At 47.5% G+C, this 15,496-nt stretch carries 12 protein-coding genes; 10 read left to right on the top strand and 2 right to left on the bottom strand.

Translation table 11 applies throughout. From position 1 onward, the window contains the following. Window positions 1-1,638 (bottom strand): retention module-containing protein (locus C9I89_RS19045; RefSeq protein ID WP_146155085.1); only part of this gene is annotated, 1,638 nt, incomplete at its 3' end. Window positions 1,639-2,027: 389 nt separating this feature from the next. Here C9I89_RS19045 and prfC point away from each other — a divergent pair. The 9 genes from prfC to deoD all read left to right on the top strand — a co-directional run bounded on the left by prfC (window position 2,028) and on the right by deoD (window position 13,530). After that, window positions 2,028-3,617, top strand: a complete 1,590-nt coding sequence (gene prfC / locus C9I89_RS19040; protein WP_107284900.1) for a peptide chain release factor 3 — start codon at window positions 2,028-2,030, stop codon at window positions 3,615-3,617. A gap of 166 nt (window positions 3,618-3,783) precedes the next feature. Continuing rightward, window positions 3,784-5,862 carry a glycogen debranching protein GlgX gene (gene glgX, locus C9I89_RS19035; protein ID WP_107284899.1) on the top strand — a complete coding sequence of 693 codons (2,079 nt, stop codon included), beginning with the start codon at window positions 3,784-3,786 and terminating at the stop codon, window positions 5,860-5,862. Window positions 5,863-5,980: 118 nt separating this feature from the next. Then, a complete protein-coding gene (locus C9I89_RS19030; protein ID WP_107284898.1) occupies window positions 5,981-6,769 on the top strand; it encodes a TatD family hydrolase in 789 nt (262 codons plus the stop codon). A gap of 222 nt (window positions 6,770-6,991) precedes the next feature. After that, a complete protein-coding gene (locus C9I89_RS19025; RefSeq protein ID WP_107284897.1) occupies window positions 6,992-8,248 on the top strand; it encodes a NupC/NupG family nucleoside CNT transporter in 1,257 nt (418 codons plus the stop codon). A gap of 272 nt (window positions 8,249-8,520) precedes the next feature. Continuing rightward, on the top strand, window positions 8,521-8,694 hold the full coding sequence (locus tag C9I89_RS19020) for a XapX domain-containing protein (protein WP_107284896.1): 174 nt from the start codon (window positions 8,521-8,523) through the stop codon (window positions 8,692-8,694). 450 nt (window positions 8,695-9,144) lie between these two features. Further along, window positions 9,145-9,918, top strand: a complete 774-nt coding sequence (gene deoC, locus C9I89_RS19015) for a deoxyribose-phosphate aldolase (protein WP_107284895.1) — start codon at window positions 9,145-9,147, stop codon at window positions 9,916-9,918. 199 nt (window positions 9,919-10,117) lie between these two features. Then, entirely contained in the window at window positions 10,118-11,449 is a 1,332-nt protein-coding gene (gene deoA, locus C9I89_RS19010) for a thymidine phosphorylase (RefSeq protein WP_107284894.1), read from the top strand. Between the two features lie 10 nt (window positions 11,450-11,459). Beyond that, window positions 11,460-12,680 carry a phosphopentomutase gene (locus C9I89_RS19005; RefSeq protein ID WP_107284893.1) on the top strand — a complete coding sequence of 407 codons (1,221 nt, stop codon included), beginning with the start codon at window positions 11,460-11,462 and terminating at the stop codon, window positions 12,678-12,680. A gap of 130 nt (window positions 12,681-12,810) precedes the next feature. Beyond that, window positions 12,811-13,530: a purine-nucleoside phosphorylase gene (gene deoD / locus C9I89_RS19000; protein ID WP_107284892.1), complete on the top strand. Its 720-nt coding sequence runs from the start codon at window positions 12,811-12,813 to the stop codon at window positions 13,528-13,530. 154 nt (window positions 13,531-13,684) lie between these two features. On the opposite strand, the gene C9I89_RS18995 is transcribed toward deoD, so the two are convergent. Continuing rightward, window positions 13,685-14,299: a YtjB family periplasmic protein gene (locus C9I89_RS18995; protein WP_107284891.1), complete on the bottom strand. Its 615-nt coding sequence runs from the start codon at window positions 14,297-14,299 to the stop codon at window positions 13,685-13,687. Between the two features lie 218 nt (window positions 14,300-14,517). On the opposite strand from C9I89_RS18995, the gene serB reads away from it, so the two are divergent. Beyond that, window positions 14,518-15,483, top strand: coding sequence for a phosphoserine phosphatase (serB, locus tag C9I89_RS18990; protein WP_107284890.1), 966 nt, complete (start codon window positions 14,518-14,520; stop codon window positions 15,481-15,483). Window positions 15,484-15,496: the final 13 nt, after the last annotated feature.

Raw genomic sequence — 15,496 nt, 5'->3', positions numbered from 1 at the left:
GGGATCGTTGACGCCGTCTGTCACTGACACTTCGACCGTCAAGCTCTTCAGGTCCAGCTCGTCGTTGTTGACCGCGGCCACACCTGCGGCAGTCAGTTTCACGTCGGTGCCGTCGATGGTGAAGTAGCCGTTTGGATCGTTCTCTATCGCGGTGGTTAAGTTTTCGCTGTCGGTGTCGCTGACCTCGAAGCTCGCCACCACGGTGGCTGTGCTCACGCCATCTTCTGCGATGCTATCGACCGCCGTCACGTCGATGGTCGGCGCGTCGTTGACTGGGGTCACACCCACGTTAACACTAATCGTATCGGTGCCGTTGTTGCCGTCGCTGACCACCACGGTGAAGCTGTCGCTGCCGTTGTAGTCGGTGTTCGGGGTGTAGGTCCAGGTGCCGTCGGCACTGACGATCACGCTGCCATTCTGTGGCTCGGTACCTTTTTCGAAGCTCACGGTATCGCCGTCGATATCAGTGGCCTTCAGGGTGCCGCTGACCGGCTTGTCTTCCGAAGTGGTGACGCTGATGTCATCGCCCAGTGGCTTGTTGTTCTCACCCTCTAAGACTGGCGCGTCGTTGACCGGGGTCACGGTTACTGTCGCGGTGGCCGCGTCGGTGGCGCCCTGGCCGTCGCTGATTTCGTAGCTGATGGTTGCTTCGCCGTTGAAGTTGTCGGCCGGCGTGAACACCAGCTTGCCGTCGTCGATCGCCACGGTGCCTTGCTCGGCAGGGACGGTCGCTTTCGTGATGGTCAGCGTGTCGTTATCGACGTCGCTGTCGTTGTCCAGCACATCGATGGTCAGCGGCGTGTCTTCTTCGGTGCTCAGCTCGGTATCGTCGTTCGCCACTGGCGCGTCGTTGACCGATGTGACTCCAACATTCACCGTGATCGTATCAGTGCCGCCGTTGCCATCGCTGACCACCACGGTAAAGCTGTCGCCACCGTTGTAGTTTTCATTCGGAGTATAGGTCCAGGTGCCGTCGGTATTGACGGTAACACTGCCGTTTTGTGGCTCGGTGCCTGTCGCGAAGCTCAGGGTATCGCCGTCGACATCGGTGGCTGTTAGCTGGCCGCTGACCGGGGTGTCTTCCTCGGTGGTGACGCTGACGTTATTCGCTTCAGGTTGAGTATTATTGTTGCCTGCTGGAGTATTGGTGTCACTGTCAGAGACTGAATCATCAATAACTGAGCTTTCTTCATCACGATCTTCATCGACTAGTAGAGAGTCATCTTTTATTACCGCAGAGGTTGAATAGTCAGCATTCGCTATTGTTTCTTCGGCCTGGCGCTCGACATCAACGAAGTCGAATCCGCCGGTGTTGCCGGTTTGATTACCCGCTGCCGTTTCAGGAAGAGAAAGTGTCGGATCGTCACCTGAAGCAATCAGGGATTGAATTGCTGCAATTTCGTCACTGAGCAATGCATCTGTGGAAGCATCGGGAACGGATTGTTCATTACCAAGGGTAAGTACGGAACCATCTTGCTGAATAATGGCAATCTCCGTGCCATTGTCGAACAAAAGAGTGGCCCCATCAGGGATTACATCATCAACGGTCAGAGGATGTCGGGCATTGTTGAATTCAGCAACAGCATTGCCTTGTAGAGCGGTAATACGTCCTGATTGCGTTGTGATATATGATTCCATAGCCTTGAACTCTACCCTGGTATGTTATTGGTGTTTTTATAAATAGTTTGGTATCGCTTCCTGTATTTGCACGGTGAATCAGAGACTCAGCGATCACAACGCGCAGGAAGCGATATTGTAACATTCTGTCAAATAATTGGAATGAACATCTCGGCAGATGTCTGATTTTTGACGGTTGGGTCACTGGTTATGAGTGATTGTTTTTTTTGCCGTTTTTCTTACTTGAAAAGCGGTGAGAGTAGGGTTTGTTATTGGGCCTGATTGTGTATCTGGTCGAAATCAGCGAGAATAGCTCTAATTGGGTTCATCCTTCTTTTTTCTCTTTCTGTTGTTGTATGAGATTTGATCGTATCAACAGAGATCGGCTTTTACATATAAAGAATACTGTAATGTCACTAACTGAATTTCAAAGCGAAGTCTCTAAAAGACGTACTTTTGCTATCATTTCTCACCCGGATGCGGGTAAAACAACAATTACTGAAAAAGTATTGTTATTCGGAAACGCGATCCAGAAAGCCGGTACTGTAAAAGGTCGTGGCTCTAACCAGCACGCAAAATCAGACTGGATGGAAATGGAGAAAGAGCGTGGTATCTCGGTAACCACATCGGTAATGCAGTTCCCGTACAATGATTGTCTGGTAAACTTGCTGGATACCCCGGGACACGAAGATTTCTCGGAAGATACGTATCGTACTCTGACAGCGGTCGATTCATGCCTGATGGTGATTGATGCGGCTAAAGGTGTCGAGGATCGTACCCGTAAATTAATGGAAGTTACCCGTCTGCGTGATACGCCGATTGTTACTTTCATGAACAAACTGGACCGTGATATTCGTGATCCGATGGAGCTGCTCGATGAAGTGGAAAACGAGCTGAACATTGCATGTGCACCAATATCATGGCCAATCGGATGCGGTAAAGAGTTCAAAGGTGTTTACCATATTCACCGTGATGAAGTGATCTTATACGCAACAGGGCAGGGTCACACGATCCAAGAGCAGCGTATTATCAAAGGGTTGGATAATCCTGAGCTGAATGCTGCGGTAGGTGATTATTTAGCTGAACAAGTTCGTGAAGAATTAGAGTTGGTGCTTGGCGCATCACACGAATTCGATCGTGAATTGTTTCTCCGTGGTGAATTAACACCAGTATTCTTTGGTACCGCTCTGGGTAACTTCGGTGTTGACCATATGCTGGATGGTTTGACGGAGTGGGCGCCTACGCCATTACCTCGTCAGGCCAATGAGCGTGATGTGGAAGCAACAGAAGAGAAGTTCTCTGGCTTCGTATTTAAGATTCAGGCAAACATGGATCCTAAGCATCGAGACCGTATAGCGTTCATGCGAATAGTATCTGGTACTTACAACCAGGGCATGAAGATGAACCACGTCCGCACAGGCAAGAATGTTAGCATTTCTGATGCAGTGACTTTCATGGCCGGTGACCGCTCACGAGCTGAGAAAGCGTATGCCGGTGACATTATCGGTCTGCATAACCATGGCACGATTCAGATTGGTGATACGTTTACTCAAGGTGAACAGCTGAAGTTTGCGGGTATTCCTAACTTCGCGCCAGAACTGTTCCGTCGTATCCGTCTCAAAGATCCACTAAAGCAAAAGCAGTTGCTTAAAGGCCTGGTTCAGCTTTCAGAAGAAGGAGCGGTACAGGTATTCCGTCCGTTGCAGAACAATGATTTGATTGTTGGTGCGGTAGGTGTGCTTCAGTTTGATGTGGTTGTTGCTCGCCTGAAAGCAGAATATAACGTTGAAGCCATCTACGAAGGTGTAAACGTTGCGACTGCACGTTGGGTTGAGTGTGATGATGCAAAGAAACTGGAAGAGTTTAAGCGCAAAAATCAGATTAACCTGGCATTGGATGGTGGCGACAACCTGACTTATGTTGCGCCAACGATGGTGAACCTGAATCTGGCGAAAGAACGTTTTCCTGACATCGATTTCCGTGCAACACGTGAACACTAATCGTTAAGTACCGGTTACTAACAGCGAAAACGAATCAGCCGTCACATTTGTGGCGGTTTTTTTTGTTTGTTAAAAGATGATTATTACTTGTATACTCCAGCGGTTGCATATCATGCCCAGATGGTATTGTTCGGTGTAATTGGTATTAATTGTCAGGGAGTTGACGATGGACGTCGCGCAGAGTCGTGAAATATATCCCGGAGTAGGGGCTCCATCACCATTAGGTAGTTCCGTAAAAGAGACGGGGGTCAATTTCAGCCTGTATTCCAAAGATGCCACTCAGGTTACCCTGCACCTGTTTACTGACCGTAATTCTGATAGCCCTTTTCTCTCATTTGTACTCAATCCATTGATTCACAAACGCGGCCATTACTGGTTTATCTTCATTGCCAATATCGGTCATGGCCAGATTTATGGCTTTCAGGTTGATGGCCCGTGGGTACCTGAAAAAGGCCTGCGTTTCGATAAAGACAAAGTGCTGATAGATCCATACTGTCACGCTATTTGCTTTAGTGATCATGATAACAGGCAGCGAGCTATCGGGCCCGGAACCAATATGGATGCCTGCATGAAAAGTATAGTCGTCGATCACCGGGTCTTTGACTGGCAGGACAGCGAGTCTCCCCGTCATTCGCTGACTGAGACCATGATTTATGAAATGCATGTGGGGGGGTTCACCCGGCATCTGTCTTCTGGCATAGCGGAAGAGCATCAAGGCACTTTCGCCGGCATTATTGATAAAATACCTTATCTTAAATCTTTAGGGGTAACGGCCGTTGAGTTGATGCCAGTGCAGCAGTTTGATGTGTCGGATGCACCGGAGGGCCAAGAAAATTACTGGGGATACAGCCCGATTAATTTTTTTGCTGTGCATACCGATTATAGTGTTGGAAAACATCCGCTGAGTGCCATTAATGAATTTAAGGAGCTGGTCAGAGAGCTGCATAAGGCCGGTATTGAGGTCATACTTGATGTGGTGTTTAACCATACAGCAGAAGGGGGCGAAGGCGGGCCGACATTCTGCTTTAAAGGGTTACAGAATGGTGCCTATTATCTGATTAACCGGAAAGATGGTTCATACGCTAATTACAGTGGTTGCGGTAACACCTGTAATGCTAATCATAGTGTATTACGGCGGATGATCATTGATGCGCTGCATTATTGGGTGACCGAAATGCACGTTGATGGTTTCCGTTTTGACCTAGCTTCCGTTCTGGCTCGTGACAGTCGGGGAGTACCGATGAAAGAACCGCCGCTATTGTGGTCAATCGATTCAGATCCCATTCTAAGTGGCACAAAAATTATTGCGGAAGCCTGGGATGCGGCTGGTTTGTATCAGGTGGGTTCCTTTATTGGTGATCGTTGGAATGAATGGAACGGTAAATTCCGTGATGATGTTCGGGCTTTCTGGCGGGGAGACATTGATAGTGTCAGCCGTTTTGCCTCCCGTATGCTGGGCTCGCCCGATATCTATGGCAGCCGTCATCATTCGTCCCATCGTTCTGTCAATTTTCTCTGTGCCCATGATGGTTTTACCCTCAATGATTTGGTGAGCTATAACCAGAAACATAATCAGGCCAACGGAGAAAACAACCGGGACGGAGATAATCATAACGTGTCCTGTAACTATGGAATTGAAGGGCCTACCGATTTTACTGAGATTGAGACCCTGCGCCATCGTCAGTGCAAAAACATGCTGGCAACACTGTTTCTATCGCTGGGAACGCCGATGATCTGCATGGGGGATGAAGTCAGGCGAACCCAGCAGGGTAATAACAATGCGTATTGTCAGAATAACGAGATAAGCTGGTTTGACTGGCGGTTAGTTGATAAGCATGCCGATTTACTGCGGTTTGTAAAACTGCTCAGCCAATTCCGCCGTGCTGAGCCAACTATTGAGAGGAACATGCACTTGTCACTAAGCTCGGCATTAGAAAATGTCGATATTTGCTGGCATGGCCTTAAGCCTTATCAACCTGACTGGTCAGAGCATTCCCATTCGCTGGCGTTGACCGTCAGCCATCCGAAAACGAAAGATGAACTGTATGTGATTTGCAATGCGTATTGGGATCCGCTTGAATTCACATTACCAGAGCGGGAGCTAACGGGCTGGCATTTATTGATCAATACGGCTGAAAGCAGCCCGCGAGACATTTACGCGCTTGATGAAGTGCCAGCTTATCCTCATAAGACCATCTTGGTAAAAGGCCGTACTATGGTCGTGATGATAGCGAAATCAATATAAGCCGATTAATCTTACTGGATAAGAATAGGGGAGTAAGAAAATGCGGGAATGGTTGAAACAAGGTGTAGAGGAAACTGACTTGGTAAGGCCTCAACTGAATGATAATGAATAGTTTTATATGCTAATAGATAGCCATTGTCATTTCGACTTCCCGCCATTTTCAGATGATCCAGCACATTATCTTGAGCTGGCTCGTCGTGCCGGAGTGGGGGTTATTGTGATCCCTTCGGTAGGGGAGCGGAACTGGGCGCTTGTTGAGCAACTTAGCCTGCAGTATCCCAACCTCTATTATGCTTTGGGCCTGCATCCCTTTTTTAGCCATGAGCATAGTGACACCGCTATCTCTAATTTGGCTTCACGCTTAAGCGCTATCAGTGAAGGTGATGAAAAGAAAAAATGCGTTGCAGTCGGTGAGTGCGGACTAGACTTTGCCATTGCTGATGTTAATAAAGAACTGCAAATAGAACTGCTTAAAGAGCAGGTTGTGTTAGCGAACTGCATGGGTTTACCCGTCATTTTACACTGCCGAAAAGCGTTTTCCGAGCTGATGGTGGTTCTGAGGCAAAACCCACCGATTTTGGGCGGTGTGTACCATGGTTTTAGCGGCAGCACTCAACAAGCCAAGCAACTTATTGATCTAGGTATCAAAATTGGAGTCGGTGGAACGATTACCTATGGTAGGGCGAATAAAACGCGCCATACTATAGCCAGTCTGCCATTGGCAGAGCTTATGCTGGAGACCGATGCTCCTGATATGCCCGTTGCCGGCTTTCAGGGCGAACCTAACCGTCCTGACAGGCTATGTAACATTTTGCGAGTATTAGCCGAGATACGAGTGGAATCGGAACGGCAAATAGAAGAGGTGACAACCTTAACTACAGCTGAACTTTTTCATATTGCCTTGTGATATAGATCTCATTATCTGAACGGTTGCGCTAATCGGTTGCGCTAGCTGTCGGCGTGTTCGTGATCTTGCTCACGATTAGCACTAAACTTTTATCTCCTTTCCTTGGAAAGTGTGATGTTCGCATTACTTTATCTGTCTCCGCATGAGTATAATTCGCTGGACTCTTAATGAGCCAAATTGTCGAGACGCCAAACTTAACTACTAAAAGGGAAGCCATAAACTATGAGCGTGTTTATGAGCCTGGTTGGGATCGTAGTACTGCTAGGTCTAGCAGTTCTGCTATCAGATAACCGTAAAGCTATTAATTTACGTACTGTTGGTGGTGCATTTGCCATCCAATTCTTATTAGGTGCATTTGTTCTTTATGTACCTGTTGGTCGCGATGTGCTTTACGGCATGTCTCAAGGTGTAGCTAATGTAATTGGCTACGGTAATGACGGTATTAACTTCCTATTCGGCGGTTTGACGTCAGATAAGATGTTTGAAGTATTCGGTGGCGGCGGTTTCGTATTCGCCCTGCGCGTGCTGCCAGTTATCGTATTCTTCTCTGCATTGATCAGTGTGCTTTACTACCTGGGCGTTATGCAGATTGTTATCAACGCACTTGGTGGTGGTCTACAAAAAGCACTGGGCACTTCTCGTGCGGAATCCATGTCTGCGACAGCTAACATTTTCGTTGGTCAAACGGAAGCTCCACTGGTTATCCGTCCGTTCGTGCCAAAAATGACTCAATCTGAGTTGTTCGCAGTAATGTGTGGTGGTCTTGCTTCTGTTGCTGGTGGTGTACTAGCGGGTTATGCTTCTATGGGCGTGCCTCTGGAATACCTAATCGCGGCATCATTCATGGCTGCACCTGGTGGCCTGTTGTTTGCTAAGATCATCAAACCTGAAACAGAAACACCAATCGAGCAACTTGCTGGCGATGCTGACGATGAAGCTGACAAACCAGCGAACGTTATCGATGCAGCTGCTGCGGGTGCTTCTTCTGGTATGCAACTAGCACTGAACGTTGGTGCAATGCTTCTAGCCTTCATCGGCCTGATTGCACTAGTCAACGGTCTGCTGGGCGGTGTTGGTGGTTGGTTCGGTATGCCTGAGCTGACACTGGAACTGATCCTTGGTTATGTTTTCTCTCCACTTGCATTCCTAATCGGTGTGCCATGGGAAGAAGCAACCATCGCTGGTTCTTTCATCGGTCAGAAACTGATTGTAAACGAATTCGTTGCTTACCTAAACTTCGCCCCTTACCTGGGTGAAGCGGCTGAAGTTATTCTTTCTGAGAAAACTAAAGCAATCATTTCTTTCGCACTATGTGGTTTTGCTAACCTGTCTTCAGTAGCAATCCTACTAGGTGGTCTGGGTGGTCTAGCGCCAAGTCGTCGTCACGACATCGCTCGCTTCGGTATGAAAGCTGTAGCAGCAGGTACGCTATCTAACCTGATGTCTGCAACAATTGCAGGTCTGTTCTTGTCTCTATAATTACTGACAAGTTCAGCACTAAAACGCCACAGCCTTGCTGTGGCGTTTTTTTTTGAGCTGCGTTTTAGCAATACCAATGAATTTGGTATAAAAGTATTTTCAACAGATTTCGTAATAATGCGGTGTGGGCGTTTTTTTTTAACTCATAAAATCGATTGCGCTCCGCTTTCTACAATTTTCTTTTGTTAGCATTATTCCATTGGTTCAAGCGGCACCTTTTGGGCTGCAAGCTACACTCATAAATATGAACTGAAAGACAGAGTGATAGGTTTATGAGTGAAGTATTACTGGCAATCTTGGCGGGATTTATCGTCGGTGTGTTATTTTCGGCAATCAAATTACCCATTCCAGCTCCTCCGGTATTGCCGGGAGTAATGGGAATTGTTGGTGTCTATGCTGGTGGGGCTGCTTATCATTGGATTCTTGAGAAAATCATGACGGGTTAATAAGCTTTAAATTACTACTTATCAGTACCTTGATGCCGATTATGAATGTAAACAGATTGTCCACGTACGGAAACACGACTTTGGTGGTGACACGCATCAGACATTGCTATTATTGGTGAGCGCCATCATAAACTGACAATTGCTGTTTCAGTATTCCCCCATCGTGATGGGATTGCCGTCACGATTTTACTGAACGGCACAAACTAGCAAGGCGCTCTTTCTCCGGTCTCTGTGTTAAGAGCCGAGAGGCTGAGCGTCTAGCGCGGTGAAAAGGATATCAATCAGGTAATGCAATCTCGCGTTGTTTACCTGAGTCTTCAAGGAACCAAGTCCGCTCATCTAACTGTTCGCTGTAGGCGGGCCGTTTGGCGGTTTGGAAAAAGACTTATCGTCGAGCGTATGGAACAGTTTCTATAAGCTTGGTAGAAAATAACTGGACTGGAGATAGTCATGAGCGATTTAAAAGCTGCTGCACTACGTGCACTTAAATTAATGGATCTTACAACACTGAACGATGACGACACTGATGCAAAAGTGATCGAACTGTGTAAGAACGCCAAAACAGCCGTAGGTAACACCGCAGCAGTATGTATCTACCCACGCTTTATTCCTGTTGCTAAGAAGCAACTGCGTGAGCAAGGTACGCCTGAAGTCCGTATTGCAACGGTTACAAACTTCCCTCACGGTAACGACGATATTGAAATTGCAGTCGCTGAAACCAAAGCTGCTGTTGCTTACGGTGCAGACGAAGTTGACGTTGTTTTCCCTTACCGCGCCCTGATGGCCGGTAATGAAGAAGTTGGCTTTGAGCTGGTTAAGCAGTGTAAAGCAGCATGTGGCGATATTCTGTTAAAAGTGATCATCGAAACGGGTGAGCTTAAGACCGCAGAACTTATCAAGAAAGCATCTGAAATTTGTATTAAAGCAGGTGCTGACTTCATTAAGACCTCTACAGGTAAAGTGCCAGTAAATGCGACACCAGAAGCTGCTGAAATCATGCTTACTGTGATTAAAGACATGGGTGTTGAGAAAACAGTTGGTTTCAAACCCGCTGGTGGCGTTCGTACAGCTGAGGATGCACAAGCATTCCTAGCGATGGCTGACCGCATTCTTGGCGGTGACTGGGCTGACAACATGCACTACCGTTTTGGTGCATCTAGCCTGCTGGCTAACCTACTGCACACACTCGGTGAAGGCGAAAAAGCGGCTGAAGGCGGCTACTAAGTCTGAATCCATAAGGTGGCATTGTTGCCACCTTATTTAGTTTTACCTGCAACTATTCATTGTTCCAGCTATTACACAACAGCTTGTGTGGACTCGTGCATCTAAATGATGACGAAATATGGGAAATTACTGATATTTCTCATTCAAAAACAATCGAATAGTTATCTATCCTACGAATAACACAAGATTGGGAAATATCATGTATTTACCACAAGAAATTATTAGAAAAAAGCGCGACAACATTGTTCTAACTGCTGATGAAATTAACTTCTTCATTCAGGGCATTGCGAAAGAGACCGTTTCTGAAGGCCAGATTGCCGCATTTGCAATGGCAATTTACTTCAATGATATGACCATGGACGAGCGTGTAGCACTGACTTGTGCGATGCGTGATTCAGGCATGGTGATTAACTGGGACCACATGAACTTTGATGGCCCGATTGTCGATAAACACTCTACCGGTGGTGTAGGTGATGTGACCTCTCTGATGCTTGGCCCTATGGTGGCGGCATGCGGCGGTTATGTACCGATGATCTCAGGCCGTGGCCTGGGTCACACTGGCGGTACACTTGATAAACTGGAAGCGATCCCTGGCTATAACATTACCCCATCAAATGAAGTATTTGGTCAGGTGACCAAAGAAGCGGGTGTGGCAATTATTGGTCAGACGGGTGATTTAGCCCCGGCTGACAAGCGTGTATACGCAACGCGTGATGTAACCGCAACGGTTGATAACATTTCCTTGATCACAGCATCTATCTTGTCGAAGAAACTGGCTGCTGGCCTGGGTTCACTAGTGATGGATGTCAAAGTCGGTTCTGGCGCATTCATGCCAACGTATGAAGCATCAGAAGACCTGGCGAAATCTATTGTTGCTGTAGCCAATGGTGCAGGTACAAAAACCACGGCATTGCTAACAGACATGAACCAGGTATTGGCATCAACAGCTGGTAATGCGCTGGAAGTTCGTGAAGCCGTTCAGTTCCTGACCGGTGAATACCGTAACCCTCGCTTATTTGCCGTGACCATGGCATTGTGTGCCGAAATGCTGGTAAACAGTGGCCTGGCTACTGATTTGGAACAAGCGAACGCGAAACTGCAGGCGGTACTGGATAACGGTAAAGCAGCAGAGTGTTTCGGTAAGATGGTTGCAGGCCTGGGTGGCCCGGTAGACTTCGTGGAAAACTACGACAACTACCTGGAAAAAGCGGAAATCGCGAAACCTGTATTTGCAGAGACCACTGGTTTTGCTTACTCAATGGATACTCGTGGCCTAGGTATGGCGGTTGTTGGCATGGGCGGCGGTCGCCGTGTTGCTAGCGACACTATCGACTACGCTGTTGGCCTAAGCGATATGATCCGCCTGGGCGATGCAGTGAACGCAGATACCCCTCTGGCGGTTGTACACGCCCGTACCGAAGCGCAATGGGAAGAGGCGGCTCAAGCTGTTCGTAACAACATTACGATTGCTGACCAGAAGCCAGAACCAACCCCTGAAGTTTACCGTCGCGTTCGCCCTGAAGATGTTTAATGGAGTCAAAATGAAACGTTCAATTATCCTTGTTCTCGATTCTTTCGGTATCGGTGCGACAGAAGATGCCGTTGATTTCGGTGATGTAGGTTCAAATACTCTTGGTCATATTGCCGAGGCGTGTGCACGCGGCGAAGCCGACAATGGTGAGCGTAGCGGCCCACTGCACCTGCCTAACCTGAATAAATTGGGTTTGGGTAAAGCGTGTGAAGAGTCTTCAGGTACCTTCCCTGAAGGCCTGGATGCCAATGCCGAAATTACTGGTGCATATGGCCACGCAAAAGAACTATCGTCTGGTAAAGACACCCCGTCAGGTCACTGGGAAATGGCTGGTGTACCGGTATTGTTTGAATGGGGCTACTTTACAGATCACAGCAACAGCTTCCCGCAAGAGCTATTAGACAGCATCGTTAAGCGTGCGAACCTTCCGGGTTACCTTGGTAACTGCCATGCATCGGGTACTCAGGTACTGGATGACTTGGGTGAAGAGCACATGCAAACGGGCAAACCTATCTTCTACACATCTGCGGATTCTGTTTTCCAGATTGCCTGCCATGAAGAGACGTATGGTTTGGATAACCTGATGACGCTTTGTCAGATCGTTCGCGAAGAGCTTGCAGATTACAATATCGGTCGTGTTATCTCCCGTCCTTTCACAGGTTCGGGCAAAGGCAAGTTCGAGCGTACAGGTAACCGTCGTGATCTTTCTGTTGAGCCGCCTGCAACAACATTGCTGCAGAAGCTGGTCGATGAGAAAGGCGGTGACGTTATTGCTATCGGTAAGATTTCTGATATCTACGCTGGCTGCGGTATCTCGAAAAAAGTAAAAGCAACAGGTATCCCTGCACTGTTTGAAGCAACCCTAGAGCAAATCAAACTGGCGGGTAACAATAGCTTGGTATTCACCAACTTTGTTGATTTTGACTCAGCATATGGTCACCGTCGTGACGTTGCCGGTTATGCGGCTGCGTTGGAGTATTTTGACAAGCGACTACCTGAAATTCTTGAATTGTTACAAGAAGATGACGTGCTAATTCTTACTGCAGACCACGGTTGTGATCCAACGTGGGAAGGTACGGATCATACGCGTGAGCACATCCCTGTATTGGTAACGGGCTCTAAAATTAAGGCCGGTTCACTAGGTCGTCGCGAGACATTTGCCGATATCGGCCAGAGTCTGGCTGAGTACTACGGTACGTCTGATATGGAATACGGTAAGTCATTCCTATAAACACGATTTAATATCCCTGTCGCTGTTTCGTTCTATAGTTTCTGTAGTTCGAAGCAGCACTTTTCAATTTGATGATTGATAATTGATGTTGGGTTGAATCAGTCCAACGGATAAATGGAAGGAAATAACGATGGCAACTCCACATATTAATGCTGAAATGGGTGATTTCGCTGACGTCGTACTGATGCCGGGTGATCCGTTACGTGCAAAATACATTGCAGAAACGTTTTTAGAAGATATTAAAGAAGTCTGTAACGTACGTAGTATGCTTGGTTTTACTGGTACTTATAAGGGCCGTAAGATCTCAGTGATGGGCCATGGTATGGGGATCCCGTCTTGCTCTATCTATGCGACCGAACTGATCAAAGACTTCGGTGTGAAGAAGATCATTCGTGTTGGTAGCTGCGGCGCTGTACGTGATGATGTAAATCTGCGTGATGTTGTGATCGGTATGGGTGCCTCTACGGACTCTAAAGTAAACCGTATTCGCTTTGGTGATCACGATTTTGCAGCACTGGCTGATTACGGTATGGTGCAAAACGCAGTAGAAGCGGCGAAAGCAAAAGGCATCGATGTTAAAGTGGGTAACATCTTCTCTGCAGATCTGTTCTACAACCCGGATTTTGATTTCTTCCAGACAATGAAGAAGTACGGCATCGTTGGTGTTGAGATGGAAGCGGCGGGTATTTACGGTTTAGCCGCTGAGTTCGGTGCTAAAGCACTGACTATCTGTACGGTTTCAGACCACATTCTACGTGGTGAAGCGACAACATCGGAAGAGCGTCAGCTAACGTTCAACGACATGATGGAAATCGCGCTGGAATCTGTTCTGTTGGGCGATGCTGAATAAGCGATATCGACAGTAACACCAGAGCTAAAAAAGACGACCAATGGTCGTCTTTTTTATGTCTTGGTGTTGAGTATCGAGAGACGAGTGACTAGATACGAGTTACTCTCTACTCGAATCCTGTCACTTACTCGAATCTCGTCACTTGCCCCTGAAATTAATCCTTCGCATTTGCCGTTAGTAAGAATGGGAAATGCCAGATATCTTTACGGCGACCAAAGGTATAAGCCAGTAAGAAGCCAATAAATACTGCTGCCAGTACTAAGCCTCGGACGATATTGGTCATATCTTCGATCTGGCTAGTGGCGTTTTCAACCAGCTTGCCATGCTCCAGAGTAATACGAATAAATCCAATGACATGTTTATCCGATAAGATCGGCTCGACAATTTGCTGGCGACCGAAACTGGCGATCGATAATGGCGTCGATAAGCCTGTCACCTGTTCCAAGGGCATCGCGTCTTCAGTTTTCGCTAAAGTGATCCCTTCCAGGTCATAGATACTGGCATCAAGGATCAGCGACTCTTGAGAGATCTGCTGTACCAGTACCTGAAGTTTGTCCTGGTTATCCTCTAATACGTCTTTTTCTGCCGTTTCAGCAGCCTGGCGAACTACCATACGTGATAACGACTGAGTTTGCTCACTCAGCATCTGGTAGTTACGGAGATTAAGATCTGAGCCATATTCCAGCATGGTAACCAAACCACCTATGCAGATGATTAAGACAAAAATTTGCCATGCGCGCTGTAATCGTGTCTTCTTGAGTTTCATCATAACCAATATAAATCAGCAATTAGCCTTGTAGAACAAGGATAGAATAGCTTTATTCTATATTCTACATGGCGAAAATAAACGATTATCATATTGGGGCTTGCCCTGACAAATTGCAATAGGGTACTTTGATGGTAGAAGTAAAGAGTTGCGTGGGGTAAAAGCTGGAAACCTCAGTGATTACCCCCAGGCCGCTTTTGAATTAAATGGATAACATGAACATGGATGCGCAAAGAGTACTAACAGTAAAAAAACATTCCTCATTACAACAACGTTTTCCTGAAACAGTTGCGAGCTCTAATCTCGATAAGAAGCATGCCCGCTGGCTGTTATACGGTCGCAATATAACTCGTCAGCATATTGAAGACATAGGACAGCAGGCGAAAGAAGAACTGAGTGTTGTGGCGGCATGGAAAGTCGGATCTTATGATGCGTTATTGATCCTCAACGAGCTGTCTGATGAGGTCGCTGCCGCCGTGAGCCAGCAGCAGCTTGATTTTGCTCGCACTTCTGAGCTACCGGATCTTTCTGAACCGGGTTTGGTTGTCATGGATATGGATTCGACGGCGATTCAGATTGAGTGTATCGATGAACTTGCCGTGTTAGCCGGTGTCGGTGAACAGGTTGCAGCGGTGACTGAGCGTGCCATGCAAGGTGAGCTGGATTTTGAACAGAGCCTGCGTCAGCGCGTCGCGGCCCTGAAGGGAGCCGACGAGTCCATTTTAGAATCGGTGCGTTCAACCTTGCCATTGATGCCTGAACTGCGGGAGCTGGTGGCGACATTGCATCAGTACGGCTGGAAGGTGGCCATAGCCTCCGGTGGCTTTACCTATTTTTCAGATTATCTGGAAGAGGAGTTGGACCTGGTGCATACCCAGTCAAATACTTTGGAAATTGTCGATGGTAAGCTGACAGGACAGGTCGTGGGTGATGTTGTTGATGCGCAGGTGAAAGCGGATATTCTGCGTGAGCTGGCTGAAGATTTTGACATTGAGTTGCATAATACGGTTGCGATTGGTGATGGTGCGAATGATCTGGTGATGCTGGCGGCGGCCGGGTTAGGGATTGCTTATCATGCCAAGCCGAAAGTGGACGCAGCAGCGCCGGCGGCTATTCGTCACGCTGATCTGGGCGGAGTGATGTGTATTCTGTCTGCATCCCTGTTACCGCAAGGCATAAGCTGGTAGAGACTATTTTTGG

The sequence above is a fragment of the Photobacterium lipolyticum genome (assembly GCF_003026475.1).
GTDB classification, from domain to species: domain Bacteria; phylum Pseudomonadota; class Gammaproteobacteria; order Enterobacterales; family Vibrionaceae; genus Photobacterium; species Photobacterium lipolyticum.
The sequence above is the reverse complement of the archived record's forward strand: the minus strand, read 5'-3'. Positions and strand labels throughout refer to the sequence as shown.

Coding starts and splice junctions, on each gene's coding strand:
- prfC (WP_107284900.1), top strand. CDS start 2,028: ATGTCACTAACTGAATTTCAAAGCGAAGTCTCTAAAAGACGTACTTTT.
- glgX (WP_107284899.1), top strand. CDS start 3,784: ATGGACGTCGCGCAGAGTCGTGAAATATATCCCGGAGTAGGGGCTCCA.
- C9I89_RS19030 (WP_107284898.1), top strand. CDS start 5,981: ATGCTAATAGATAGCCATTGTCATTTCGACTTCCCGCCATTTTCAGAT.
- C9I89_RS19025 (WP_107284897.1), top strand. CDS start 6,992: ATGAGCGTGTTTATGAGCCTGGTTGGGATCGTAGTACTGCTAGGTCTA.
- C9I89_RS19020 (WP_107284896.1), top strand. CDS start 8,521: ATGAGTGAAGTATTACTGGCAATCTTGGCGGGATTTATCGTCGGTGTG.
- deoC (WP_107284895.1), top strand. CDS start 9,145: ATGAGCGATTTAAAAGCTGCTGCACTACGTGCACTTAAATTAATGGAT.
- deoA (WP_107284894.1), top strand. CDS start 10,118: ATGTATTTACCACAAGAAATTATTAGAAAAAAGCGCGACAACATTGTT.
- C9I89_RS19005 (WP_107284893.1), top strand. CDS start 11,460: ATGAAACGTTCAATTATCCTTGTTCTCGATTCTTTCGGTATCGGTGCG.
- deoD (WP_107284892.1), top strand. CDS start 12,811: ATGGCAACTCCACATATTAATGCTGAAATGGGTGATTTCGCTGACGTC.
- C9I89_RS18995 (WP_107284891.1), bottom strand. CDS start 14,299: ATGATGAAACTCAAGAAGACACGATTACAGCGCGCATGGCAAATTTTT.
- serB (WP_107284890.1), top strand. CDS start 14,518: ATGGATGCGCAAAGAGTACTAACAGTAAAAAAACATTCCTCATTACAA.